The organism is Rubrivivax benzoatilyticus JA2 = ATCC BAA-35 (assembly GCF_000190375.1).
Lineage (GTDB): Bacteria > Pseudomonadota > Gammaproteobacteria > Burkholderiales > Burkholderiaceae_C > Rubrivivax > Rubrivivax benzoatilyticus.
This window is the reverse complement of the sequence record NZ_AEWG01000132.1, coordinates 16,076-37,596: the sequence shown is the minus strand read 5'-3', so window position 1 is coordinate 37,596 and position 21,521 is coordinate 16,076. Positions and strand designations below refer to the sequence as shown.

Annotated in this window: 24 protein-coding genes; 13 read left to right on the top strand and 11 right to left on the bottom strand. The window is 71.3% G+C overall.

What is annotated here, in order from left to right; genetic code table 11:
• On the top strand, nucleotides 1-150 hold a 150-nt coding region (locus RBXJA2T_RS14885), incomplete at its 5' end, for a pantoate--beta-alanine ligase (protein WP_009858231.1).
• Nucleotides 151-442: 292 nt separating this feature from the next.
• Here RBXJA2T_RS14885 and RBXJA2T_RS14880 read toward each other — a convergent pair.
• Nucleotides 443-1,009, bottom strand: a complete 567-nt coding sequence (locus tag RBXJA2T_RS14880) for an acetate uptake transporter (RefSeq protein ID WP_029718891.1) — start codon at nucleotides 1,007-1,009, stop codon at nucleotides 443-445.
• Between the two features lie 322 nt (nucleotides 1,010-1,331).
• Between RBXJA2T_RS14880 and RBXJA2T_RS14875 the strand changes: the two genes are divergently transcribed.
• Both RBXJA2T_RS14875 and RBXJA2T_RS14870 read left to right on the top strand, forming a co-directional pair.
• Nucleotides 1,332-1,931, top strand: a complete 600-nt coding sequence (locus RBXJA2T_RS14875) for an FMN-dependent NADH-azoreductase (RefSeq protein WP_009858229.1) — start codon at nucleotides 1,332-1,334, stop codon at nucleotides 1,929-1,931.
• 52 nt (nucleotides 1,932-1,983) lie between these two features.
• Nucleotides 1,984-2,478 (top strand): acyl-CoA thioesterase, encoded by a 495-nt coding sequence (locus RBXJA2T_RS14870; RefSeq protein WP_029718892.1) that lies wholly within the window; start codon nucleotides 1,984-1,986, stop codon nucleotides 2,476-2,478.
• Between the two features lie 24 nt (nucleotides 2,479-2,502).
• Here RBXJA2T_RS14870 and RBXJA2T_RS14865 read toward each other — a convergent pair whose 3' ends face one another.
• On the bottom strand, nucleotides 2,503-3,522 hold the full coding sequence (locus RBXJA2T_RS14865; protein WP_009858227.1) for a CysB family HTH-type transcriptional regulator: 1,020 nt from the start codon (nucleotides 3,520-3,522) through the stop codon (nucleotides 2,503-2,505).
• A gap of 205 nt (nucleotides 3,523-3,727) precedes the next feature.
• Here RBXJA2T_RS14865 and RBXJA2T_RS14860 point away from each other — a divergent pair, with 205 nt between their 5' ends.
• Together RBXJA2T_RS14860 and RBXJA2T_RS14855 are read left to right on the top strand one after the other, a co-directional pair.
• On the top strand, nucleotides 3,728-5,038 hold the full coding sequence (locus RBXJA2T_RS14860) for an O-acetylhomoserine aminocarboxypropyltransferase/cysteine synthase family protein (RefSeq protein WP_009858226.1): 1,311 nt from the start codon (nucleotides 3,728-3,730) through the stop codon (nucleotides 5,036-5,038).
• A 144-nt stretch (nucleotides 5,039-5,182) separates the two neighbouring features.
• Nucleotides 5,183-6,169, top strand: a complete 987-nt coding sequence (locus RBXJA2T_RS14855) for a Bug family tripartite tricarboxylate transporter substrate binding protein (RefSeq protein ID WP_009858225.1) — start codon at nucleotides 5,183-5,185, stop codon at nucleotides 6,167-6,169.
• Here RBXJA2T_RS14855 and RBXJA2T_RS14850 read toward each other — a convergent pair.
• The 3 genes from RBXJA2T_RS14850 to RBXJA2T_RS14840 all read right to left on the bottom strand — a co-directional run bounded on the left by RBXJA2T_RS14850 (nucleotide 6,127) and on the right by RBXJA2T_RS14840 (nucleotide 9,271).
• Nucleotides 6,127-6,330: a hypothetical protein gene (locus tag RBXJA2T_RS14850; protein ID WP_009858224.1), complete on the bottom strand. Its 204-nt coding sequence runs from the start codon at nucleotides 6,328-6,330 to the stop codon at nucleotides 6,127-6,129. The two genes, RBXJA2T_RS14855 and RBXJA2T_RS14850, sit on opposite strands and share 43 nt — an antisense overlap.
• Before the next feature lie 117 nt (nucleotides 6,331-6,447).
• Nucleotides 6,448-8,331 carry a family 2A encapsulin nanocompartment cargo protein cysteine desulfurase gene (locus tag RBXJA2T_RS14845; protein ID WP_009858223.1) on the bottom strand — a complete coding sequence of 628 codons (1,884 nt, stop codon included), beginning with the start codon at nucleotides 8,329-8,331 and terminating at the stop codon, nucleotides 6,448-6,450.
• A gap of 10 nt (nucleotides 8,332-8,341) precedes the next feature.
• Nucleotides 8,342-9,271, bottom strand: a complete 930-nt coding sequence (locus RBXJA2T_RS14840) for a family 2A encapsulin nanocompartment shell protein (protein WP_009858222.1) — start codon at nucleotides 9,269-9,271, stop codon at nucleotides 8,342-8,344.
• 134 nt (nucleotides 9,272-9,405) lie between these two features.
• Between RBXJA2T_RS14840 and bla the strand changes: the two genes are divergently transcribed.
• Complete coding sequence (gene bla / locus RBXJA2T_RS14835; RefSeq protein WP_009858221.1) at nucleotides 9,406-10,275, top strand: class A beta-lactamase; 870 nt, start codon at nucleotides 9,406-9,408, stop codon at nucleotides 10,273-10,275.
• A 155-nt stretch (nucleotides 10,276-10,430) separates the two neighbouring features.
• The gene (locus tag RBXJA2T_RS14830) at nucleotides 10,431-11,069 is read left to right on the top strand and encodes a hypothetical protein (RefSeq protein WP_009858220.1); all 639 of its coding nucleotides are present in this window, start codon (nucleotides 10,431-10,433) and stop codon (nucleotides 11,067-11,069) included.
• A gap of 36 nt (nucleotides 11,070-11,105) precedes the next feature.
• On the opposite strand, the gene RBXJA2T_RS14825 is transcribed toward RBXJA2T_RS14830, so the two are convergent.
• Genes RBXJA2T_RS14825 through RBXJA2T_RS14815 form a run of 3 tightly spaced genes read right to left on the bottom strand, consistent with a single transcriptional unit; the run spans nucleotide 11,106 to nucleotide 13,121 of the window.
• Nucleotides 11,106-11,696 carry an IMPACT family protein gene (locus RBXJA2T_RS14825; RefSeq protein ID WP_009858219.1) on the bottom strand — a complete coding sequence of 197 codons (591 nt, stop codon included), beginning with the start codon at nucleotides 11,694-11,696 and terminating at the stop codon, nucleotides 11,106-11,108.
• A 19-nt stretch (nucleotides 11,697-11,715) separates the two neighbouring features.
• A complete protein-coding gene (locus RBXJA2T_RS14820; protein WP_009858218.1) occupies nucleotides 11,716-12,660 on the bottom strand; it encodes a CapA family protein in 945 nt (314 codons plus the stop codon).
• Nucleotides 12,657-13,121: a hypothetical protein gene (locus RBXJA2T_RS14815; RefSeq protein ID WP_009858217.1), complete on the bottom strand. Its 465-nt coding sequence runs from the start codon at nucleotides 13,119-13,121 to the stop codon at nucleotides 12,657-12,659. The genes RBXJA2T_RS14820 and RBXJA2T_RS14815 overlap by 4 nt, the downstream gene beginning before the upstream one ends.
• Before the next feature lie 146 nt (nucleotides 13,122-13,267).
• Here RBXJA2T_RS14815 and RBXJA2T_RS14810 point away from each other — a divergent pair, with 146 nt between their 5' ends.
• The 4 genes from RBXJA2T_RS14810 (at nucleotide 13,268) to RBXJA2T_RS14800 (ending at nucleotide 16,364) form a co-directional block, all read left to right on the top strand.
• On the top strand, nucleotides 13,268-14,680 hold the full coding sequence (locus RBXJA2T_RS14810) for a cytochrome ubiquinol oxidase subunit I (protein ID WP_009858216.1): 1,413 nt from the start codon (nucleotides 13,268-13,270) through the stop codon (nucleotides 14,678-14,680).
• A 10-nt stretch (nucleotides 14,681-14,690) separates the two neighbouring features.
• Entirely contained in the window at nucleotides 14,691-15,698 is a 1,008-nt protein-coding gene (gene cydB, locus RBXJA2T_RS14805; RefSeq protein ID WP_009858215.1) for a cytochrome d ubiquinol oxidase subunit II, read from the top strand.
• Nucleotides 15,698-15,841 carry a DUF2474 family protein gene (locus tag RBXJA2T_RS19860; protein WP_009858214.1) on the top strand — a complete coding sequence of 48 codons (144 nt, stop codon included), beginning with the start codon at nucleotides 15,698-15,700 and terminating at the stop codon, nucleotides 15,839-15,841. The genes cydB and RBXJA2T_RS19860 overlap by 1 nt, the downstream gene beginning before the upstream one ends.
• Nucleotides 15,842-15,929: 88 nt before the next feature.
• The gene (locus tag RBXJA2T_RS14800) at nucleotides 15,930-16,364 is read left to right on the top strand and encodes a hypothetical protein (RefSeq protein WP_009858213.1); all 435 of its coding nucleotides are present in this window, start codon (nucleotides 15,930-15,932) and stop codon (nucleotides 16,362-16,364) included.
• Between the two features lie 54 nt (nucleotides 16,365-16,418).
• Here RBXJA2T_RS14800 and RBXJA2T_RS14795 read toward each other — a convergent pair whose 3' ends face one another.
• The 3 genes from RBXJA2T_RS14795 to RBXJA2T_RS14785 form a co-directional block, all read right to left on the bottom strand.
• Nucleotides 16,419-16,883 carry a hypothetical protein gene (locus tag RBXJA2T_RS14795; RefSeq protein ID WP_230269323.1) on the bottom strand — a complete coding sequence of 155 codons (465 nt, stop codon included), beginning with the start codon at nucleotides 16,881-16,883 and terminating at the stop codon, nucleotides 16,419-16,421.
• Between the two features lie 263 nt (nucleotides 16,884-17,146).
• Nucleotides 17,147-18,340 carry a trans-sulfuration enzyme family protein gene (locus RBXJA2T_RS14790; RefSeq protein WP_009858211.1) on the bottom strand — a complete coding sequence of 398 codons (1,194 nt, stop codon included), beginning with the start codon at nucleotides 18,338-18,340 and terminating at the stop codon, nucleotides 17,147-17,149.
• Nucleotides 18,337-19,761 carry a pyridoxal-phosphate dependent enzyme gene (locus RBXJA2T_RS14785; RefSeq protein ID WP_050801779.1) on the bottom strand — a complete coding sequence of 475 codons (1,425 nt, stop codon included), beginning with the start codon at nucleotides 19,759-19,761 and terminating at the stop codon, nucleotides 18,337-18,339. Before RBXJA2T_RS14785 ends, RBXJA2T_RS14790 begins: the two co-directional genes overlap by 4 nt.
• 238 nt (nucleotides 19,762-19,999) lie before the next feature.
• On the opposite strand from RBXJA2T_RS14785, the gene RBXJA2T_RS14780 reads away from it, so the two are divergent.
• Nucleotides 20,000-20,479 carry a rhodanese-like domain-containing protein gene (locus tag RBXJA2T_RS14780; RefSeq protein WP_009858209.1) on the top strand — a complete coding sequence of 160 codons (480 nt, stop codon included), beginning with the start codon at nucleotides 20,000-20,002 and terminating at the stop codon, nucleotides 20,477-20,479.
• 49 nt (nucleotides 20,480-20,528) lie between these two features.
• Nucleotides 20,529-21,521 (top strand): cysteine synthase A, encoded by a 993-nt coding sequence (gene cysK, locus RBXJA2T_RS14775; RefSeq protein ID WP_009858208.1) that lies wholly within the window; start codon nucleotides 20,529-20,531, stop codon nucleotides 21,519-21,521.

The window sequence follows — 21,521 nt, the reverse complement described above, 5'->3', positions numbered from 1 at the left end:
CGCGGCTGGGCGCCGGACTACCTGACGGTGCGTCGGCGCGAGACGCTGCTGCCGCCCGACGCCGCGGCGCTGGCCGCCGGCGCGCCGCTGGTGGCGCTGGCCGCCGCGCGGCTCGGCGCGACCCGCCTCATCGACAACCTCGAGTTCTGAGGCCGGACGTGCAAGGCCGGAAGGCCTTGCACGCCTGCCGAAGGCCCGAACGCGATTTCACGCGCGACGGCTGGGGCCGGACGTGCAAGGCCGGAAGGCCTTGCACGCCTGCCGAAGGCCGGAGCGCGATTTCACGCGCGACGGCTGGGGCCGGACGTGCAAAGCCGGAAGGCCTTGCACGCCTGCCGAAGGCCGGAGCGCGATTTCACGCGCGCCCGGCTTTTCTCCGGGGGCGTCTCTTTGAATATTCCGCGGCGCTCCCGGGATATTTCTCGGTGGGGTTCGGGGATTTTCACGCGCCGACCGGCAGGATACTCCGGTGATACTGCGCGTGGAGCACCTCGGCCATCGCCAGGTAGATCGCCGAGAGGCCGCAGACGATGCCCTCGAAGCCGGCGATCGTGCCGATCAGCGTCGAGCCCGTGAAGTCGCGCGCGGCGAGCAGCGCGAACAGCAGCGTCAGGCTGCCGAAGACGAACTGCAGCGCGCGGTTGCTGCGCCAGGTGCCGACCCACATCCAGGCCGTGAACACGCCCCACATCACCAGGTACCAGCCCATGTAGCCCTCGGGCGTGGCATCGGCCCAGCCGAGCTTGGGCAGCACGATCAGGGCCACCAGCGAGAGCCAGAAGAAGCCGTAGCTGACGAAGGCGGTGAGGCCGAAGGTGTTGCCTTTGCGGAACTCCAGGATGCCGGCGACGATCTGCGCGGCGCCGCCGTAGCACAGGCCCATGGCGAGCACCATGGCGCTCATCGGGAAGAAGCCCGCGTTGTGGATGTTCAGCAGGACGGTGGTCATGCCGAAGCCCATCAGGCCGAGCGGCGCAGGGTTGGCGAATTGATCGGTGGAAGCAGACATGCGAGCCCTCGCGGAGGCCGGGTAAAAAGGCTCGCGACTGTATCAGGGTAAACCCTTTGTTTTGATATCCGAGAGGCCCGCTGCGAGATTCTCCGAGGGCATTATCGGGATATTCGATGAGCGAATCGTCGACAGTGCCGGACGGGTCTGCGATCCATTCAAAAAGTTGCAACAGAGGCGTCGAGGCAGGCGAACGGCGCAACCGCGCGAGGCGCCCAGAATGGCTGCCATACCGAAAGCGTCTCTCGCGATCGCCGCTCAAGGAGTGTGTGCAAATCGATCGAACGGCGCCGCCGGCCCGACTTCCCTACAGGACTGCACGATGAAGATCCTCCAGATCAATGCCAGCGCCCGCCGTGAAGGCGCCAACTCGACCCGTGTCGCCCACGACGTCGTCGCCCGCCTGCGTGCTTCGCACCCGGATGCCGAACTGACCGTTCGCGACCTGGCCGCCGACCCGCTGCCGGTGCTCGACGAAGCGGCGCTCGGCGCGCTGTTCACGCCGGCCGAGGCGCGCACGCCGGAGCAGGCCGCACGGGTGGCCGTGGCCGACGCCGCCGTCGCCGAACTGCAGGCCCATGACGTGATCGTGCTCGGCGTGCCGATGTACAACTTCGGCGTGCCGGTGCAGTTCAAGAACTGGATCGACGCCGTGGCCCGTGCCGGCATCACCTTCCGCTACACGGCCACCGGCCCCGAGGGCCTGGTGAAGGGCAAGAAGGTCATCGTCGCGCTGGCCCGCGGCGGCATCTACCGCGACACGCCGGCCGACTCGCAGGTGCCGTACCTGAAGTCGGTGCTCGGCTTCCTCGGCATGACCGATGTGCGTTTCGTCTACGCCGAAGGCCTGAACATGGGCCCCGAGGCCGCCGCACGCGGCTTCGAGCAGGCGCAAGCCGACATCGAGGCCGCGCTGGCATGATCGTCTGCGGCGGTGCGTGCCGCCGCAGACTTTCACCGAGGACCCCGTGACGATCGCCTTGCCCGCCCATGAACTGCAGATGACGGTGCTGATGACCCCGGACACCGCCAACTTCTCGGGCAAGGTGCACGGCGGGGTCATCCTGCGCCACCTCGACCAGGTGGCCTACGCCTGCGCCGCGCGCTACGCCGGGCGCTACGTCGTCACGCTGAGCGTCGACCAGGTGATGTTCCGCCAGCCGATCCAGGTCGGTGAACTCGTCACCTTCCTCGCCTCGGTCAACCACACCGGCCGCTCGTCGATGGAGATCGGCATCAAGGTGCTGGCCGAGGACATCCGCGCCGGCGTCGTGCGCCACGTCAACAGCTGCTTCTTCACGATGGTCGCGGTCGACGACGGTGGCCAGCCGGTGGCCGTGCCGGCGCTCGAGCCGCGCACGCCCGACCAGAAGCGCCGCCACGCCGCGGCCGAGATGCGCCGCGCGATGCGGCGCGAGATGGAAGCCAAGGCCGCCGCGATCCACGAGGCGCACGCCCGCGGCGAGTGAAGCCGCCGCGGCGGCGGCGGCCGTTCAGCCGCCGGTGACGGCGTCGGCCGGCGCGCTGCGCCAGGCGTTGGGCGGCGGCGGCTCGGGCGACAGCTCCAGCGGCTGGCCGTGCGGCGTGGCCAGCGCCCGGTCGACGAGGCCGCGCGACAGCGGCGACGCGAAGGTCTGGATGAAGTCGTAGGCGTAGTCGCGCAGGTAGGTGCCGCGGCGCACCGCCAGCCGCGTCGTGTTGACCTCGAAGAGATGGCGCACGTCGATCGCGTGCAGGCCCTGGTCGCGCGCCGGGTCGTAGGCGATCGAGGCGACGATGCCCACGCCCAGGCCGAGCTCGACGTAGGTCTTCACGACGTCGGCGTCCATCGCCGCGAGCACGATCTCGCGGGCGAGGCCTTCGCGCTCGAAGGCTTCGTCGATGTGGCGCCGGCCGGTGTAGCCGGGTTCGTAGGTGACCAGCGGGAACTGCGCCAGGCGTTCGAGCGTCAGGCGCTCGCCGCGCCGGTCCTCGTCGGCCAGCGCGTGGCCTTGCGGCACGACGACGACGTGGCTCCAGCGGTAGCAGGGCAGGGCGACGAGCTCCTCGTAGTCGGCCAGCGCCTCGGTGGCGACGCCGATGTCGGCCTCGCCGTCGATCAGCCAGCGCGCGATCTGGCGCGGCGAACCCTGGTTCAGGTGCAGCGTGACCTGCGGGTTGGCGGCCAGGAAGTCGCGCACCACCGGCGGCAGCGCGTAGCGGGCCTGCGAGTGCGTCGCCGCCACCGTCAGCGTGCCGCTGCCGGCGCGTGCGAAGTCGGCGCCGGCGCGCCTGAGGTTGTCGGCCTCGGCGAGCAGGCGCTCGATGATCGGCAGCGCCACCTTGCCCGGCTCGGTGAGCCCGGTCAGGCGCTTGCCGACGCGCACGAAGAGGTCGACGCCGAGCTCGTCCTCGAGCTCGCGCACCTGGCGGCTGACGCCGGGCTGCGAGGTGTGCAGCACCTCGGCGACCGAGGTGAGGTTGAAGCGTTGCCGGACGGCTTCGCGGACGGCGCGGAGTTGCTGGAAGTTCACGGCCCGCATCCTCGCCAGCCCGCATCCCCATGCCAACGAAGCGATTCTTCCAACATCATGCGCTGAGCGAATAAGCGGAGGGCGTAATGGACTCGATCGTTATATGCGATGGAGGCATACCGATACGACTATTGCGTCGTTGGCTGCATGTCCAGGTTTCGGCAGCATCGCGCCCTTTCCGGTCGACCACCACCCCAGCAGAACCATGAGCGAACAGAACCCGCGCGCCCACTGGCGCTTCGAGACCCTGTCGGTGCACGGCGGCTACAGCCCCGACCCGACGACCAAGGCCGTCGCGGTGCCGATCTACCAGACGGTGGCCTACGCCTTCGACAACGCGCAGCACGGTGCCGACCTGTTCGACCTGAAGGTGCCGGGCAACATCTACACGCGCATCATGAACCCGACGACCGACGTGCTCGAGCAGCGCGTCGCGGCGCTCGAAGGCGGCATCGCCGCGCTGGCGCTGGCCTCGGGTCAGGCGGCCGTCACCTACGCGATCCAGACGATCACCGAAGCCGGCGACAACATCGTCGCCTCCAGCGCGCTCTACGGCGGCACCTACAACCTGCTGGCGCACACGCTGCCGCAGTTCGGCGTCACGACGCGTTTCGCCGACGCCAACGATCCGGCCAGCTTCGAGCCGCTGATCGACGCCCGGACCAAGGCCGTCTTCGTCGAGTCGATCGGCAACCCGGCCGGCAACGTCACCGACGTCGCCGCGATCGCCGCCATCGCCCACCGCCACGGCGTGCCGGTGATCGTCGACAACACCGTGCCCAGCCCCTACCTGTTCCGCCCGATCGAACACGGCGCGGACATCGTCGTGCACTCGCTGACCAAGTACCTGGGCGGCCACGGCACCAGCCTGGGCGGCGCGATCGTCGACTCGGGCAAGTTCCCGTGGGCGAAGTACCCGGAGCGTTTCCCGCGCCTGAACACGCCCGACGTCAGCTACCACGGCGTCGTCTACACCGAGGCCCTGGGCCCGGCGGCTTACATCGGCCGCGCGCGTGTCGTGCCGCTGCGCAACACCGGCGCCGCGATCTCGCCGTTCAACGCCTTCCAGATCCTGACCGGCATCGAGACGCTGGCGCTGCGCATGGAGCGCATCAGCGACAACGCGCTGGCCATCGCCCAGCACCTGGCGCAGCACCCCAAGGTGGCCTGGGTCAACTACGCCGGCCTCGAAGGCCACCCCAGCCACGCGCTGATCCGCCAGAACTACGGCGGCCGCGCCTCGGGCCTGCTGACCTTCGGCCTGAAGGGCGAGCCCGGCCAGGGCCGCGAGCGCGGCGCACGGTTCCTCGACGCGCTTCAGCTGTTCACGCGCCTCGTCAACATCGGCGACGTGCGCTCGCTGGCCACGCACCCGGCGTCGACGACGCACCGCCAGCTCGCGCCCGAGGAACTGGCCAAGGCCGGCGTGTCCGAGGACACGGTGCGGCTGTCGGTCGGCATCGAGCACATCGCCGACCTGCTGGCCGACCTGGACCAGGCGCTGGCTGCGGTCTGAGCGTCTGCTGACACCGCCGCGGCCCGCTCCGGTGCCGCGGCGTCTTTCGTTATGCATCCGACGTCCAAGCTCACGCGAATTCCTGCGTGGCCTGGGCGCCGCCATGCCCCGATCCTGAGTTTTCGCCTTCTTCCGGAGCGTCGTATGTCCCCGATCTCTCGCCGCCGCCTGCTGCACTGGAGCGCCGCCGCCGTGGCCGCGCCCGCGCTGGGCAGTGCCCACGCCAACACCGCCGCGTTCCCGGCCAAGCCGGTGCGCATCCTCGTCGGCAACACCGCCGGCAGCGGCGCCGACGTCGCGGTGCGCATCGTCGCGCGCCAGCTGCAGGACGACTGGCGCCAGCCGGTGACGGTGGAGAACCGCACCGGCGCCGGCGGCCTGGTCGCCGCCGAGGCCACCGCGCGTTCTGACGCCGACGGCCACACGCTGTCGCTGTCGCAGGAAGGAGCGATCACGATCGCCCCGGCGCTGCAGGGCAAGCTCTCGTTCGACCCGCTGAAGGAGCTGGCGCCGGTCGTGCACCTGGCCGACAGCGACTACGTGCTCGTCGTCAACGCCGCCACCGGCTGGCGCACGATCGCCGAGATGGTGGCCGCGGCGAAGAAGCGCCCCGGCGCCTACAGCTACGCCTCGGCCGGTGTCGGCTCGCTGCACCACCTGGCCTTCGAGCTGCTGAAGATCGAACGCGACTTCTTCTTCGTGCACATCCCCTACCGCGGCGGCTCGCAGGCGGTGGCCGACGTCGCCTCGGGTCAGGCCCAGGCGATGTGGGTCTCGGTGACGGCGGCGTTGCCGCACATCCAGTCGGGCCGGCTGCGTGCGCTGGCGATCGGCGGCGCACAGCGCAGCCCGCTGCTGCCGGCGGTGCCCACCGCCCAGGAGTCGATTCCGGGCTTCCGCGTCACGAGCTGGTTCGCGCTGTTCGCCCCGGTGCGCACGCCGGCGGCAGTGGTGGAGCGCATCGCGCAAGACGCCAGCGCCACGCTGCGCCAGCCGGCGGTGCTGGAAGCGCTGCGCAAGCAGGGCATCACGCCGGTCGGCGGCACGCCGCAGCAGCTGGCGCAGCTGGTGCGGCGCGACTACGAGCGTTATGCCCGGCTGTCCGACCGCGTGAAGCTGGCCAGCGACTGAACCCGGCGCGGCGCGCTCGGCCACCAGACGGTGGCCGTGAGCGCCAGCACCGCGAGCGCGGTGCGGCGGACGTCGGCGTCGACGATGCGCGCGCAGGGCTCGGCCGGCATCGGGCGACGCGGGCAGGGCAGGCGCTGCGGCAGCACGGCGACGAAAGGCATGAGGCTTCTCCAGGTGTGAGCCTTCACGATAGGGCGCCGGCCCTCGGGCCGCCACGAAGCCTTCGTCGTTTGTTTATCCGGCCGGCGCATGGCCGGCCGGGGGCCCTGATGCAAGCCTCAGCGCCGGCCGGCGACCGGCCGCGCCGCCGCCAGGCGCTGCAGCACCGCCACCAGCTGGTCGATCTCCTCGCAGGTGTTGTAGAAGGCCAGCGAGGGCCGCACCGTGGCTTCCAGGCCGAAGCGGCGCAGGATGGGCTGCGCGCAGTGGTGGCCGGTGCGCACCGCGATGCCTTCGCGGTTCAGCGCCTGGCCGACCTCGTCGGTGCTGTAGCCGGCGAGCACGAAGGACAGCACGCTGGCCTTGTCGCGTGCGGTGCCGATCGGCCGCAGCCCCGGCACCTCGGCCAGACGCCCGGTGGCGTACTCCAGCAGCCCGTGCTCGTACTTCGCGATGTTGGCGATGCCGATGCGCTCGACGTACTCCAGCGCCGCGCCCAGCCCCACCGCGTCGGCGATGTTGCCGGTGCCGGCCTCGAAGCGTGCCGGCGGCGGCTGGTAGACGATGCGCTCGAAGCTGACGTCGGCGATCATGTTGCCGCCGCCCTGCCACGGCGCCAGATCCTCCAGCACCTCGCGGCGGCCGTAGAGCACGCCGATGCCGGTCGGCCCGAAGACCTTGTGGCCCGAGAAGACGAAGAAGTCGGTGTCCAAGGCGCGCACGTCGACCTTCAGGTGCGACACCGACTGCGCGCCGTCGACCAGCGTGCGGATGCCGGCGCGCCGCGCGATGGCGACGATCTGGTCCACCGGCACCACGGTGCCCAGCGCGTTGGAAACCTGGGTGATGGCGACGATCTTCGTGCGCTCGTTGAGCAGCCGCTGGTACTCGTCGATCCGCACCTGGCCGCTGTCGTCGACCGGGATCACGCGCAGCGTCGCGCCGCGTTCGTCGGCCAGGCGCTTCCACGGCACGATGTTGGCGTGGTGCTCCAGGTGCGAGACGACGATCTCGTCGCCCGGCCCGACGTGGCGGCAGCCCCAGGCCGCGGCGACCAGGTTGATGGCCTCGGTGGCGCCGCGCACGAAGACGATCTCCTCGGTCGACGCGGCGCCGATGAAGCGGCGCACGGTCTCGCGGGCGTTTTCGTAGGCGTCGGTGGCGCGCGCCGCCAGCGCGTGCGCGGCGCGGTGGATGTTGGAGTTCTCGTGGGCGTAGAAGTGCGCCAGCCGGTCGATGACGGCCTGCGGCTTCTGCGTCGTCGCGGCGTTGTCCAGCCAGACGACGCGCTGTCCGTTGATGCGCTCGTTCAGCAGCGGGAAGTCGCGCCGCACGGCGTGCACGTCCAGCGGCGGATGGGCGTCGGCGAAGCCCGGGCGGCCGGTGGGGGCCGCCGGAGCCGCTTCGGGCACGAAGTAGTAGCGCGGCGAAGCGGTGGCCGGCGCGGCGGACGGCGCCGGCACCGTGTCCAGCCGCGGCACGGCGGCCGCGGTCGGCAGCTGCCAGGGCAGGGCGCGCAGCGCCTCGAGAGCCGGATCGGCCGTCGGCGGCGTCGCCGGTGCGGCTTCGGCGGCCGGGAAACCCAGCGCCTCGGCCTCGGCGAAATGGAAGGGCGCCGCCGGCGCCTGCGGCACCGCCAGCAGCTGGCTGCCGGCGCGACCGTCGTAGGCCGGCGCGGCCGACAGCGGCACGTCGGGCACGCCGTTGCCGGCCTGCGCATGCGGCAGCCGTGCCGGCGCCGAGGCGCCGATGTTGGCGGCGCTCTGCGGCGAGGTCGGCACGAGGTTGGCACCGGGCGGCAGGCCACCCGGCACGTCGGCCGGCGTGGACGGGCCGTAGCTGCCCGGCGGCGGCGTCAGCCCGGCCGGATGCGGCCGCTCGGGTAGCGGCACGCCGCCGGTGGCCGGCCAGCTGCCGAACAGTTCGCCGGCCAGGCGTGCGAGCAGCGCCGGGTCGGGCAGGCCGGGCGGCGGCGCCGCGGCCGGGATCTCGGGGGTCGTCATCGGCGCCGGCTCAGCGGTAGTTGTCCGGATACGCGTGGTACTTGCCGACTTCGACGTCCTCCAGCACCGCCAGCGCGTCCTCGGTCTGCACCGCCAGCGAGCAGTACAGCGAGATCAGGTAGGACGCGATCGCGTTGCGGCTGATGCCCATGAAACGCACCGACAGCCCGGGGCTCTGTTCGCCCGGCAGCCCCGGCTGGTACAGGCCGACGACGCCCTGGCGCTTGTCGCCGACCCGCAGCAGCAGCACCTTGGTCTTGCCGTCGGCCACCGGCACCTTGTCGCTGGGCACCAGCGGGATGCCGCGCCAGGTGAGGAACTGGCTGCCGAACAGGCTGACGGTGGGCGGCGGCACGCCGCGGCGCGTGCATTCGCGGCCGAAGGCGGCGATGGCCAGAGGGTGCGTCAGGAAGAAGGCCGGCTCCTTCCAGACCTTGGAGAGCAGCTCGTCGAAGTCGTCGGGCGTCGGCGCGCCGCCGAGCGGGTAGACGACCTGGTCGGGATGCACGCTGGCGAGCAGGCCGTAGTCGGGGTTGTTGATCAGCTCGCTTTCCTGCTTCTCCTTGATCGTCTCGATCGTCAGGCGCAGCTGCTCCTTGATCTGGTCGTGCGGGCTGCTGTAGAGGTCGGAGACGCGCGTGTGCACGTCCAGCACGGTGCTGACGGCATTGAGGAAGTACTCGCGCGGCTGGGTCTCGTAGTCGACGAAGGTCGTCGGCAGCTCGGACTCGTCGCGCTTGGCGCACAGCACCTGCACGTCCTGCGGGTTGCGCACCTTGTTCAGGCGGTAGATGCCGGCTTCGACCGGCACCCACTGCAGCAGCTGGGTCAGCCAGCGCGGGCTGATGGTCGCCAGGGTCGGCGCGGTCTTGGTGGCGTTGGCGAGCTGGCGTGCGGCGCTGTCGCCGAGAGCCAGTTGCACGGGCGCGGTGTCTGCCATGGAAGACGTGTCCTTGTCGGGTTGGATCGCCGCCGCAGTCTCGGCAAGCGTGCCGCGTGGCGGCAACCGGCTATAGGCAGTGATCACCGGGCGTCACGAGCCAGCGCAAGCCGCCGGCGCATCAGAATCGGCGCATGAAACGACGCTCGTTCCACGCCTGGGCCGCGTTGACGCTGGCCGTCGCCGGCCGCCCGGCCCTGGCCCTCGAAGCCGGCGACGCCGACGCCTTCGGCGCCATCGAGCGTTCGGTCGCCGGGCGGCTGGGCGTCTGCGCCTACGACCTGGAGACCGGCCGCAGCCTGGGCCACCGCCAGGACGAACGCTTCGCGATGTGCAGCACCTTCAAGTGGCTGCTGGCCGCGGCGGTGCTGGCGCGTGTGGACCGTGGCCAGGAGCGGCTGGAGCGCCGCATCGTCTTCGGCCGCGAGGCGCTGCTGGAGTACGCGCCGACCACCTCGCGCCACGCCGGCGGCGCCGGCATGACGGTGGCCGAGCTCTGCGAGGCCGCGTTGACGCTGAGCGACAACACCGCCGCCAACCTGCTGCTCGACACCCTGGGCGGCCCGGGCGGCCTGACGGCCTGGGTGCGCACGCTGGGTGACCGCACGACGCGGCTGGACCGCCGCGAGCCCGATCTCAACGAAGCCCGCCCCGGCGACGAGCGCGACACGACGACGCCGGCGGCGATGGTGCTGGCGCTGCGCCAAGCGGTGTTCGGCGGTGCGCTGTCACGCCGCGGCGGCGATCTGCTGCTGCAGTGGATGACGGCCTCGACCACCGGCCTGAAGCGCCTGCGCGCCGGCTTCCCGCCCGACTGGCGCGTCGCCGACAAGACCGGCACCGGCGCCCAGGGCACGACCCACGACGTCGCCGTCGTCTGGGCGCCCGGCCGCGCGCCGCTGCTGCTGGCCGCCTACCTGACCGAGAGCCAGGCGCCGATCGAGGCGCGCGAGGCGGCGCTGGCGCGCGTGGCGGCGAGGGTGAAGCTGGGGCTGATCGGCTGACGTCGCCAGCCGTCGCGCGCCACGCCGAAGCGGGTGCCTGGGGCGACCGCCGGCTCTCATCTGTCTTGTCCATGCCGCGCTCGATTCGAGCGCTCGGGCCCGGTGGCCCGGGCGTAGCCTCCGACGAGTCGAATCGCACAGCGACGGGAGAGACGATGAATCTGGTCGAAGCACTCAAGAGCTTCAACCGCAAGGAACGCTTCTGGTTGATCCGCAACGCGCTCGGACCCGCCAGCGAGACGCTGGACGAGGCGTTTCGCCGCCGTCTGCAGCAGGCCATCGGTGTCGAGGTGCCCGCCGCCGCGTGGTGGGCGATGGACTACCACCTCGACTGGCTGGTGGGCGCGCTGACGCTGCTCGCGGGTGGGGACGAGGCCTTTGCGTCGCACTCCAATGAAGGCCGGCTGGTGTGTGGCAACCAGGAGGACATGGACCTCGTCGTCGCTTTCGACCGCACCCTGGTGCTGATCGAGGCCAAGGGCGACACGGCCTGGTCGAACGAGCAGTTCCAGGGCAAGGTCAAGCGGCTCGAAGATCTTCAGGCGGCGGGCCTGATGCCGTCGCCGCTGCGCCTCTTCTTCGTCTTGACTTCGCCGCGGCCGCCGGTCGGGCTGGTGCCGAAGGAAGGCTCGCGCTGGGCGCCATGGATGTGCGACGACCAGGACCGCCCCTTGTTCTTCCCGCTCGAGATGCCGACCGAGTTCTGGAAAGTCACGCGCTGGGACGATGAACGCCAGCAGCCTTCGTTCGCGGGCGCGCACTGGAAGATCGTGCCGTCGCGGGGCAGTGCCTGACCCGGCAGGGGCCCGCCAAAGGACTCGTCTTGGCGCTCAGTCGCCGCGATCCCAGACCAACTGCCCGCGCCCGCCGTCCTCCAGCGCCGCCTTTAACGCCGGCGCTTCGTCTTCCGGCAGGCTGAAACCGACGTACACCGCGTCGCCGTGCCGCACCTCGTCCAGCGTCGCGCCGGCCTGGGCGAGCTGGCGGCGCAGCCAGCCTTCGAGTGCATAGGGCAGGCGGCAACCCAGCCGCGCCAGCCGGCGGCGCGGGATCTTGACCGCACCCTTCAGCGCGGTCGCCACCGCATCGGTGTAGGCACGCACCAGGCCGCCGGCGCCGAGTTTGGTGCCGCCCCAGTAGCGCACGACGGTGGCCAGCACGCCGTCCAGGTCCTGGTGGCGCAGCACGGCGAGCATCGGCAGGCCGGCGGTGCCGCCGGGTTCGCCGTCATCGACCGAAGCACTCTGGCCGCCGGCCAGCAGCGCCCAGCAGACGTGAGCGGCCTGCGGGTGTCCGGCGCGCAGCGCGCCGACGACGGCTTGCGCCTGCGCACGGTCATCAACCGGCTGCACGCAGGCGATGAAGCGGCTCTTCTTGATCACCAGCTCGGCGTGCGCCGGGCCGGCCAGCGTGTGGGACATGGCGCTCGGGGTGGCCTTCTCAGCGCGCGGGCATGAGCTCGGCGAAGTCTTCCACCGGATGCGGCGTGCCCTCGCGGTCCATGCGTACCACCGCGCGCCGCAGCGAGCGCACGCCTTCGCGGCCGATCTCCAGGCGCAGCACCCAGCCGGTGTTGTTCTCGGGCTTGTCGAAGCCGTCGAAGACGAAGTTGCCCAGGCTGTAGACGATCGGCTTGCCGCGGTGGAACTCGACGTCCTGCACGATGTGCGGATGGGTGCCGACGACGGCGTCGGCACCGGCGTCGATCATCAGCCGCGCCAGCGCGCGCTGGCGCTCGTTGGCCGTCGGCCGGCCTTCCTCGCCCCAGTGCATGAACGGGATCACCAGGTCGGCCGTCGTGCGTGCGCGGCGGATGTCGAACACGACCTGCTCGTCCTCGCTCCAGGCGACACCCGGGTGGTCGTGGCCGGCCTCGAAATAACGCGGGAAGTACTCGTCGTAACCGAGCAGCGCCAGGCGCAGCCCGCGGCGCTCGACGATCAGCGGCCGGTGCGCCTCGGCGAGGTCGTGGCCGCCGCCGAAGTACGGCAGGCCGTGGGCCTTCAGCGCGCCCAGCATCTCGGCGAAGGCCTCGCGGCCGAAGTCGCCGGAGTGGTTGTTGGCCAGCGAGACGGCGTCGACGTGGCGGCGCAGCAGCGCCAGCACACGCGGGTCGGCGCGGAAGGTCCAGGGTTTGTCGTCGGCCCGGCCGCCGCGCGCGACGACGCATTCGAGGTTGGCGATGCGCAGGTCGGCGCCGGCCAGCAGCGCGGCCGTCGGTGCGAACGGATTGCCGCCGCGGCGCAGCACGCGCCCGGGGCCGTCGGCGAGCATCACGTCGCCGACGAAGACCAGGCTGAGCGTCGGCTGCGGCTCGGCACCTGCGGCGCCGGCGGCGGCCCAGGTGCCGGCCAGCAGCGCGGCATTGAAGTCGCGGCGTTTCATCGTGCGGCCTCCGTGCCCAGCGCGCAGCCGTAGACGAGTTCACGGCCCAGGCGCGAGGAATAGACGTGGTTCCAGCCGGTCAGCGCGGGGATCGCCGTGCCGGGCGGGAAGGGCGGCCGATGGACGACTTCGTGGATCAGCACCGGCGCGTTGGCCACCGCCATGTCGTAGGCGTAGAGCGAGACCGAGTCGACACGTTCCGGCGTGCCCAGCACCACGGCCTTGAAGCGGAAACGTGTGCCGACGTCCTGTGCTGCGACCGTGTACGGGTCGGCAACCGGGCGGGCCTCGACCTGCATCGTCGTGCTGACGTAGCGCAGCTCGCAGCGCAGCAGCGGGCTTTCGGTGGCCGGCCGCGTTTGGGCTGCAGCACCGGCGAGGCCGGTGGCCGCCACGCTGCCGCACACCCAGCGTGCGATGAAGGCGGCGCGGGCCGCGTGCTGGAGCGAGGGCGTCTGCATGCCGGCGACTGTAAGGCGCGAAACCGCCGCGGCGAAGCGCAGGGCCGGCGCGGGCTGACCCCGACGAAACGAGGGTTCTCCCGCATCTCGGCTGCCGGCTTCGGCCACTGGCGCCACACTGTCAGCCTCGCCGCCGCCGCCTGCCCATGTTCGGACTGACCGCCCTCGAACTGGCCCGCATCCAGTTCGGTTTCACCGTCTCCTTCCACATCGTCTTCCCGGCCATCACGATCGGGCTGGCCAGCTATCTGGCCGTGCTGGAAGGCCTGTGGCTGTGGAAGAAGAACCCGGTCTACCGCGACCTGTACCACTTCTGGGCCAAGATCTTCGCCGTCAATTTCGCGATGGGCGTCGTGTCGGGGCTGGTGATGGCCTACCAGTTCGGCACCAACTGGAGCTACTTCTCGGCCTTCGCCGGTTCGGTCACCGGGCCGCTGCTGGCCTACGAGGTGCTCACCGCCTTCTTCCTCGAAGCCGGTTTCCTCGGCGTCATGCTGTTCGGCTGGAACCGCGTCGGCCCCGGGCTGCATTTCCTGTCGACGATCATGGTCGCGCTGGGCACGCTGATCTCGGCGACCTGGATCCTGGCCTCCAACAGCTGGATGCAGACGCCGCAGGGCCACGAGATCGTCGACGGCATCGTCGTGCCGGTGGACTGGCTGGCGGTGATCTTCAACCCCTCGTTCCCGTACCGGCTGGCGCACATGACGGTGGCCGCGTTCCTGGCCACGGCGCTGTTCGTCGGCGCGTCGGCCGCCTGGCACTTGCGTCGCGGCCACGACAACGTGCGCGTGCGCACGATGTTCTCGATGGCGATGGGCATGCTCATGTTCGTCGCGCCGCTGCAGATCGCCGTCGGCGACCTGCACGGCCTGAACACGCTGGAGCACCAGCCGGCCAAGGTCGCGGCGATGGAAGGCCACTGGCGCAACGGCCCGCCCGGCGAAGGCGTGCCGCTGGTGCTGTTCGGCTGGCCCGACATGCAGGCCGAGGAGACGCTGTACCGCGTCGAGATCCCGCGCCTGGGCAGCCTGATCCTGACCCACAGCCTGGACGGCACCTACCCCGGCCTGGCCGAGTTCGCGCCCGAGGACCGGCCCAACGCGACCATCGTCTTCTGGTCCTTCCGCGTGATGGTCGGTCTGGGCCTGCTGATGCTGCTGCTCGGCGCCTGGGCCGCCTGGCGGCGCTGGCGCGGCCGGCTCTACGAAGGCGGCGCCTTCCTGCGCTTCGCGACCTGGATGGGGCCGGCCGGCGTGATCGCCATCCTCGCCGGCTGGTTCACCACCGAGATCGGCCGCCAGCCCTGGATCGTCTACGGCGTGATGCGTACCGCCGACGCGGTGTCCAACCACTCGGCGCAGGTGATGGGCACGACGCTGGCGGTGTTCGTCGTCATGTACTTCGCCGTCTTCGGCATCGGCCTGCGCTACATGCTGAAGCTCGTCGCCAAGGGGCCGCAGCCCGGCGAGCACGAGAGCCCGCCGCAGGACCCGGGCCAGGCGCAGCGCCCGGCGCGGCCACTGTCGGCCGGCCCCGACCACGTCGACCCGGTCTGAGGAGCCCACGATGGACATCGACCTGCCGCTGCTGTGGTTCGGGGTCATCGGCTTCGGGCTGATGATGTACGTCGTGATGGACGGGTTCGACCTGGGCATCGGCATCCTCTTCCCGTTCGTGAAGGACCGCGAGGAGCGCGACGTGATGGTCAACAGCGTCGCCCCGGTCTGGGACGGCAACGAGACCTGGCTGGTGCTCGGCGGCGCCGGGCTGATGGCGGCCTTCCCGCTGGCCTACGCGGTGGTGCTGAGCGCGCTGTACCTGCCCCTGATGGCAATGCTGGCCGGGCTGATCTGGCGCGGCGTGGCCTTCGAGTTCCGCTTCAAGGCCGACGAGGCGCACAAGCCTTTCTGGGACCACGCCTTCGCCTGGGGCTCGTACATCGCCACCTTCTCGCAGGGCGTGGCGCTGGGCGCCTTCATCGGCGGCTTCGAGGTGAAGGATGGCGCTTATGCCGGCGGCGTCTTCGACTGGCTGACGCCGTTCAGCCTGTTCACCGGCGCCGCGCTGGTGCTGGCCTACGCGCTGCTGGGCGTCGGCTGGCTGGTGATGAAGACCGAGGGCGCGCTGCTGCAGCGCATGCGCGAGCTGGGCCGGCCGGTCACCTGGGCGGTGCTGGCTGCGCTGGCCGGCGTCAGCCTGTGGACGCCGCTGGCGCACCCGGCGATCGCCGAGCGCTGGTTCACGCTGCCCAACCTGCTGTTCTTCCTGCCGGTGCCGCTGCTGGTGGCGCTGGTGACCTGGCAGCTGCTGCGCGCGCTGCCGCGCAGCCATTCGGCGCTGCCCTTCGTGCTGGCGCTGGCGCTGCTGTTCCTGGGCTACAGCGGGCTGTTGATCAGCCTGTGGCCCAACGTCATCCCGCCGGGCATCTCGATCTGGGACGCCGCGGCGCCGCCGCAGAGCCTGGGCTTCGCGCTCGTCGGCGCGCTGGCCATCATCCCGTTCATCCTCGGCTACACCGCCTGGTCCTACTACGTGTTCCGCGGCAAGGTGAAGATCGGCGAGGGCTACCACTGATGGCCGAGCCGGCACGCCCGCGCCAACTCTGGCTGCGCCGGCTGGGCTGGCTGCTGCTGATCTGGGCGGCCAGCGTCGCCGCGCTGGGCGCGGTGGCGCTGGGGCTGCGCTGGGTGATGGGGCTGGCGGGCATGACGGCCTGAGCGGCCTATCGCCGGCAGGCAACGCCTGCGTGTTATGTTTCCCGGATAACCAGCAGAGTCCGGGGAGGAAACGATGATTCGCCGAGCCATGCTCGCCGCCTGTGTTGCCGGCATCGCCGGTTGTGCCAGCGCACCCACGCCCAAGAGCGCGGTTCCCGAACCCGTCGACCCGGCGACGGCGGTCACTCTGCACCTTTACCGGGCCGACACCGGATACATCGGAGCGGCCGTCGATCAGTACGTGTACGTCGACGGCTTCCGTGTCGGGCGCCTGAATCGCCTGGAGTCCTTCGAGTTGAAGGTTGCCCCGGGTGAGCGCGAGGTCGTGATCCAGCCGCACACTCTGGGCATTCCCGACGGCAAGCAGGTCAAGCTCACCATTCGCCCCCAGGCACGGCAGGACGTGTATCTGCGCTACGCGCTGGCCGTTTCCAGCATCTTTGCCGTTGGCAGGACCGCCACCGTGAACTTCGACGTCGGACTCCAGGAAGTCACCGAGTCCGACTGGGCTGCTCGCCGCTGAACGGGCCGGCCCTCGGCAACGCCTCGATTGGGACGCAGGGACAAACCTCCCTGCTCAGACGCCGCGTCCGTCGGCCGCCGTGCCGGCTGAGCCCTGCATCTTCAGCATGTGTTCCACCGCGGCCTGCAGGCGGGCGAGCAGGTCGTAGTCGCGCCGCTCAAGCGCGCCGTCGATGCCGCCGCGGGCCTTGGCGACGAAGTCGATGCGCTCGCCGTCGCTGGCCATGTCCACCGGCTCGCCGGTGGCGGCCGAGATCTTCATCGTCATGCCGAGGAAGGGCGTGCTCTCGTCGAGCGACATCCTGCCGCTGCGGATCTGCTGGTTCATCCAGTCGAACAGCTGCTGCCGCGTCATGCTCGTGAAGTCGGGGCGCTCGTCGTCCGCCGTCTGATCGGCGGCCGGCGTCGTCGCCGCGGCCAGCATCGAGGCGAACGAGCACGCGCCGCCGGCATTCGCAGCGCTGCCGCCCGTCGGATGCGGGCTGCTCGGGGGCACGGGGGATGGAGCCTGGATCTTCATCGTGGGCGTTTCCTGACGGGTAACGCGTCGAGTATCCGCCCGGGCGCACGGCCCGCCGCCGATGGCCCCGCCATGCGCTCGGCGCGGGCCGACATGCGCCGTTCTTCGTTGGCCTGCAACCAGCGCACGGCTAAGGTCCAGGGGCCGATCCTCATCGGCTCTCTCGTCGTCTCAGTCGTGGGCTCCGTGGGGCAACCCCGGTGACTTGACCCCGCTGCCCGCCGCGGCAGCGGGGTTCTTTTTCGCCCCGTCGCCTGCCGCGCTCAGATCGCCGCCAGCGCCTGCGCCAGGTCGGCGCGCAGGTCCTCGACGTCCTCGATGCCGACCGACAGCCGTACCAGGCTGTCGACTATGCCGAGCGCGGCGCGTGTCTCGGGCGGGATCGTCGCGTGGGTCATGATCGCCGGGTGCTCGATCAGGCTCTCGACGCCGCCCAGGCTCTCGGCCAAGGCGAAGAGGCGCACCGCCTCGAGGAAACGCCGCGCGCCGGCGAGGTCGGTCGCCAGGTCCAGCGAGATCATGCCGCCGAAGCCCGACATCTGGCGCCGCGCCAGCGCGTGCTGCGGGTGCGATTCCAGCCCGGGGTAGTGCACACGCGCCACCTGCGGCTGCGCTTCGAGCCAGCGCGCCAGTTCCAGCGCGTTGGCGTTGTGGCGCTCGACCCGCAGCGCCAGCGTCTTCACGCCGCGCAGCGCCAGGAAGCTGTCGAAGGGCCCGGCGATCGCGCCGACGGCGTTCTGCAGGAAACCCAGGCGCTCGCGCACCGGCGCCAGGCGCTCGTCGCGGCCGACGACGGCGACGCCGCCGATGACGTCGCTGTGGCCGTTCAGGTACTTGGTCGCCGAGTGCACGACGAGGTCGAAGCCCAGCTCCAGCGGTCGCTGGTTGAACGGGCTGGCGAAGGTGTTGTCGGCGGCGGCGAGCAGGCCGTGTTCGTGGGCGACGGCGGCCACGGCGCGCAGGTCGGCGAGTTTGAGCAGCGGGTTGGTCGGCGTCTCGGCCCAGACCAGGCGCGTGTTCGGGCGGATCGCGCGGCGCAGCGCCTCGGGGTCGGTGAGGTCGACGTAGCTGAACTCCAGCCCCGCGCTCTGGCGCCGCACCTTGTCGAAGAGGCGGAAGCTGCCGCCGTAGAGGTCGTCGCCGCTGACGACGTGCGAGCCCGCCGGCAGCAGCTCCAGCACGGTGGCGATGGCCGCCAGCCCGCTGGCGAAGGCGAAGGACTGGGCGCCGCCTTCGAGGTCGGCGACGGCGCGTTCCCAGGCCCAGCGGGTCGGGTTGTGCGAGCGGCCGTAGTCCAGGCCCTGGTGCACGCCGGGGCTGCTCTGCACGTAGGTCGAGGTGGCGTAGATCGGCTGCATGATCGCGCCGGTCGACGGGTCGGGGTGCTGGCCGCCGTGGATCGTGCGCGTGGCGAAGGCGAGCGGGCGGTCGGTGTCGGGGGCGGTGGTGTGGCTCATGCGGCGGCGGTGGACGCCAGCAGTTGCCGGCGGAGGTGGTTGAGCAGGTCGAAACGCGTGACCAGGCCGTGGAAGCCGGCTTCGTCGGCGACGATGGCCACCAGCCCGCGGTCGAGCACGGCGCGCAGCTCGGCGATCGAGGCGCTGGCTGGCAGCGTCTGCGGCGCGGCGGTCATCGCATTGCGCACCGGGCGCTGCAGCGCCTGCGGCCCGGCCTGCGCGGCGACGAGCAGGTCCGACTCGTCGAGCACGCCGACGAGCCGGCCGTCGGCCAGCACCGGCAGCTGCGAGACCTCGGCCAGGCGCATGCGCTGGAAGGCCACGAGCAGCGTGTCCTCGGGCGCGATGGCGACGACGCCGCCGTCCTCAAAGCGGCGCGAGATCAGGTCGCGCAGGTCGCCTAAACGCGGCCGCGCGAGCAGGCCCTGGTCGATCAGCCACTGGTCGTTGTAGACCTTGGACAGATAACGCGTGCCGGTGTCGCAGACCAGCGTCAGCACACGTTTGGGCGTCGTCTGCTCGCGGCACCAGCGCAGCGCCGCGGCGAGCAGCGTGCCGGTCGACGAACCGCCGGGGATGCCTTCGCGCGCCAGCAGTTCGCGTGCGGCGCCGAAGCTCTCGGCGTCGGGGATCGAATACGCGCTCTTCACCGAGCCGAAGTCCGCAATCGCCGGCACGAAGTCTTCGCCGATGCCTTCGACGGCCCAGGAGCCGGCCTGGCCGACGTGGCCGGTCTTCACGTAGTCGGCGAGGATCGAGCCCACCGGGTCGGCGAGCACGAACTCGAGCGCGGGCTGCACCTTGCGGAAGTAGCGCGACAGCCCGGTCAGCGTGCCCGAGGAGCCGACACCGACGACGATGGCGTCCAGGTCGTGGCCGGTCTGGGCCCAGATCTCGGGGCCGGTGGCGGTTTCGTGCGCCAGCGGGTTGGCCGGGTTGTTGAACTGGTCGGCGAAGAACGAACCCGGGATGCCGGCGGCGATGCGTGCGGCCAGGTCCTGGTAGTACTCGGGGTGGCCCTTGACTACGTCCGAACGCGTGACGTGCACCGTCGCGCCCAGCGCCTTCAGGTGCAGCACCTTCTCGGTGGCCATCTTGTCGGGCACGACGAGCACGACCTTGTAGCCCTTGGCGCGGGCCACCAGCGCCAGCCCCAGGCCGGTGTTGCCGGCGGTGGCCTCGACGACGGTGCCGCCGGGCTGCAGCCTGCCGTCGCGTTCGGCGGCCTCGATCATCGCGACGCCGATGCGGTCCTTGATCGAACCGCCGGGGTTCTGCGACTCCAGCTTCAGGAACAGCGTGCAGCAGCCGGTGTCCAGGCGCGTCACGCGCACCAGCGGCGTGTTGCCGATCAGGTCGAGCACCGCGGGGCGCGACGCGGTCTCGCGGGCGGCGCGGGGGAGGTCGGGGGAACGGGACATCGGACGTGCCGGGGGCGGCCAAAAAAGGGGCAGTCTGGCCGCCAAGCCGCGTGCCGCCAAAGACCTTGACCGCATGAGCAAAGCCGTGCCGCGCAGATGGGCCGGCTTGCGCGTTCCGCGCATATCGAGCGGCGTTTCCATTCGTTGGGCGCGGGCGGCGGCCTGCCTACGCTGGCGTCCGCCGTCTATCGCCGTCATCGCCCCGGGCGGGGCCACGGCCGGCGGCCGAGGAGAAACGATGAACGCCGTTGCCGAACTGCCCGTGTCCGCCGAGATCCACCCCACGCTGCAGCGTGCGCGCCAGGCCGCGCGCGCCGAAGGCCTGTCCTATGCCGGCGTCGTGCCGCCGCAGGACGCCTGGGCGCTGGTGCAGGCTGGCCTCGCGTTGCTGGTGGACGTGCGCACCGCCGAGGAACGCAAGTTCGTCGGCCAGGTGCCGGGCAGCCTGCACGTCGCCTGGGCCACCGGCACCGCGCTGACGCGCAACCCGCGTTTCGTGCGTGAACTCGAGGCCCGCCTCGGCGGCAAGGACACGGTGGCGCTGCTGCTGTGCCGCAGCGGCAAACGCTCGGCTGCGGCCGCCGAAGCCGCCGCGGCCGCGGGCTTCACGAACGTGTTCAACGTCGGTGAAGGCTTCGAAGGAGATCTCGACGCCGCGCAGCAGCGTGGGCACGTCAATGGCTGGCGCCGGCGCGCGCTGCCGTGGACGCAGGACTGATCGCGCCGCCACCCACCCGATCCGAACGACCGTCAGAGGAACCCTTGCGATGACCCGCATCTACGACGACAACTCGCTGTCCATCGGCCGCACGCCGCTCGTGCGCCTGAACCGCATCACCGACGGCGCCGGCGCCACGGTGCTGGCCAAGATCGAGGGCCGCAACCCGGCGTATTCGGTCAAGTGCCGCATCGGCGCGGCGCTGATCTGGGACGCCGAGAAGCGCGGCCTGCTCGGCCCGGGCAAGGAACTGGTCGAGCCGACCAGCGGCAACACCGGCATCGCGCTGGCCTTCGTCGCCGCCGCGCGCGGCATCCCGCTGACGCTGACGATGCCCGAGACCATGAGCCTGGAGCGCCGCAAGCTGCTGCTGGCCTACGGCGCCAAGCTCGTGCTGACCGAAGGCGCCAAGGGCATGAAGGGCGCCGTCGCCAAGGCCGAGGAGATCGCCGCCAGCGACCCGAAGTACGTGCTGCTGCAGCAGTTCCGCAACCCGGCCAACCCGGCGATCCACGAAGCGACGACCGGCCCCGAGATCTGGGAGGACACCGAGGGCGCGGTCGACGTCGTCGTCTCGGGTGTCGGCACCGGCGGCACGATCACCGGCGTCTCGCGCTTCATCAAGAAGACCAAGGGCAAGGCCATCACCTCGGTGGCCGTCGAGCCCGCCGCCAGCCCGGTGCTGAGCCAGGTGCGCGCCGGCGAGGAAGTGAAGCCCGGCCCGCACAAGATCCAGGGCATCGGCGCCGGCTTCGTGCCCGAGGTGCTGGACCTGTCGCTCGTCGACGCCGTCGAGCAGGTGACGAACGAGGAGGCGATCCACTTCGCGCGCCGCCTGACGCGTGAGGAAGGCATCCTGTCGGGCATCTCCGGCGGTGCCGCGGCGGCGGTCGCGGTGCGCCTGGCGCAGCGCCCCGAACACGCCGGCAAGACCATCGTCGTCGTGCTGCCCGACTCGGGCGAGCGCTACCTCAGCTCGGTGCTGTTCGAAGGCGTGTTCGACGCCAGCGGCCTGCCGCCGGCCGAAGCCAAGGCGGCCTGA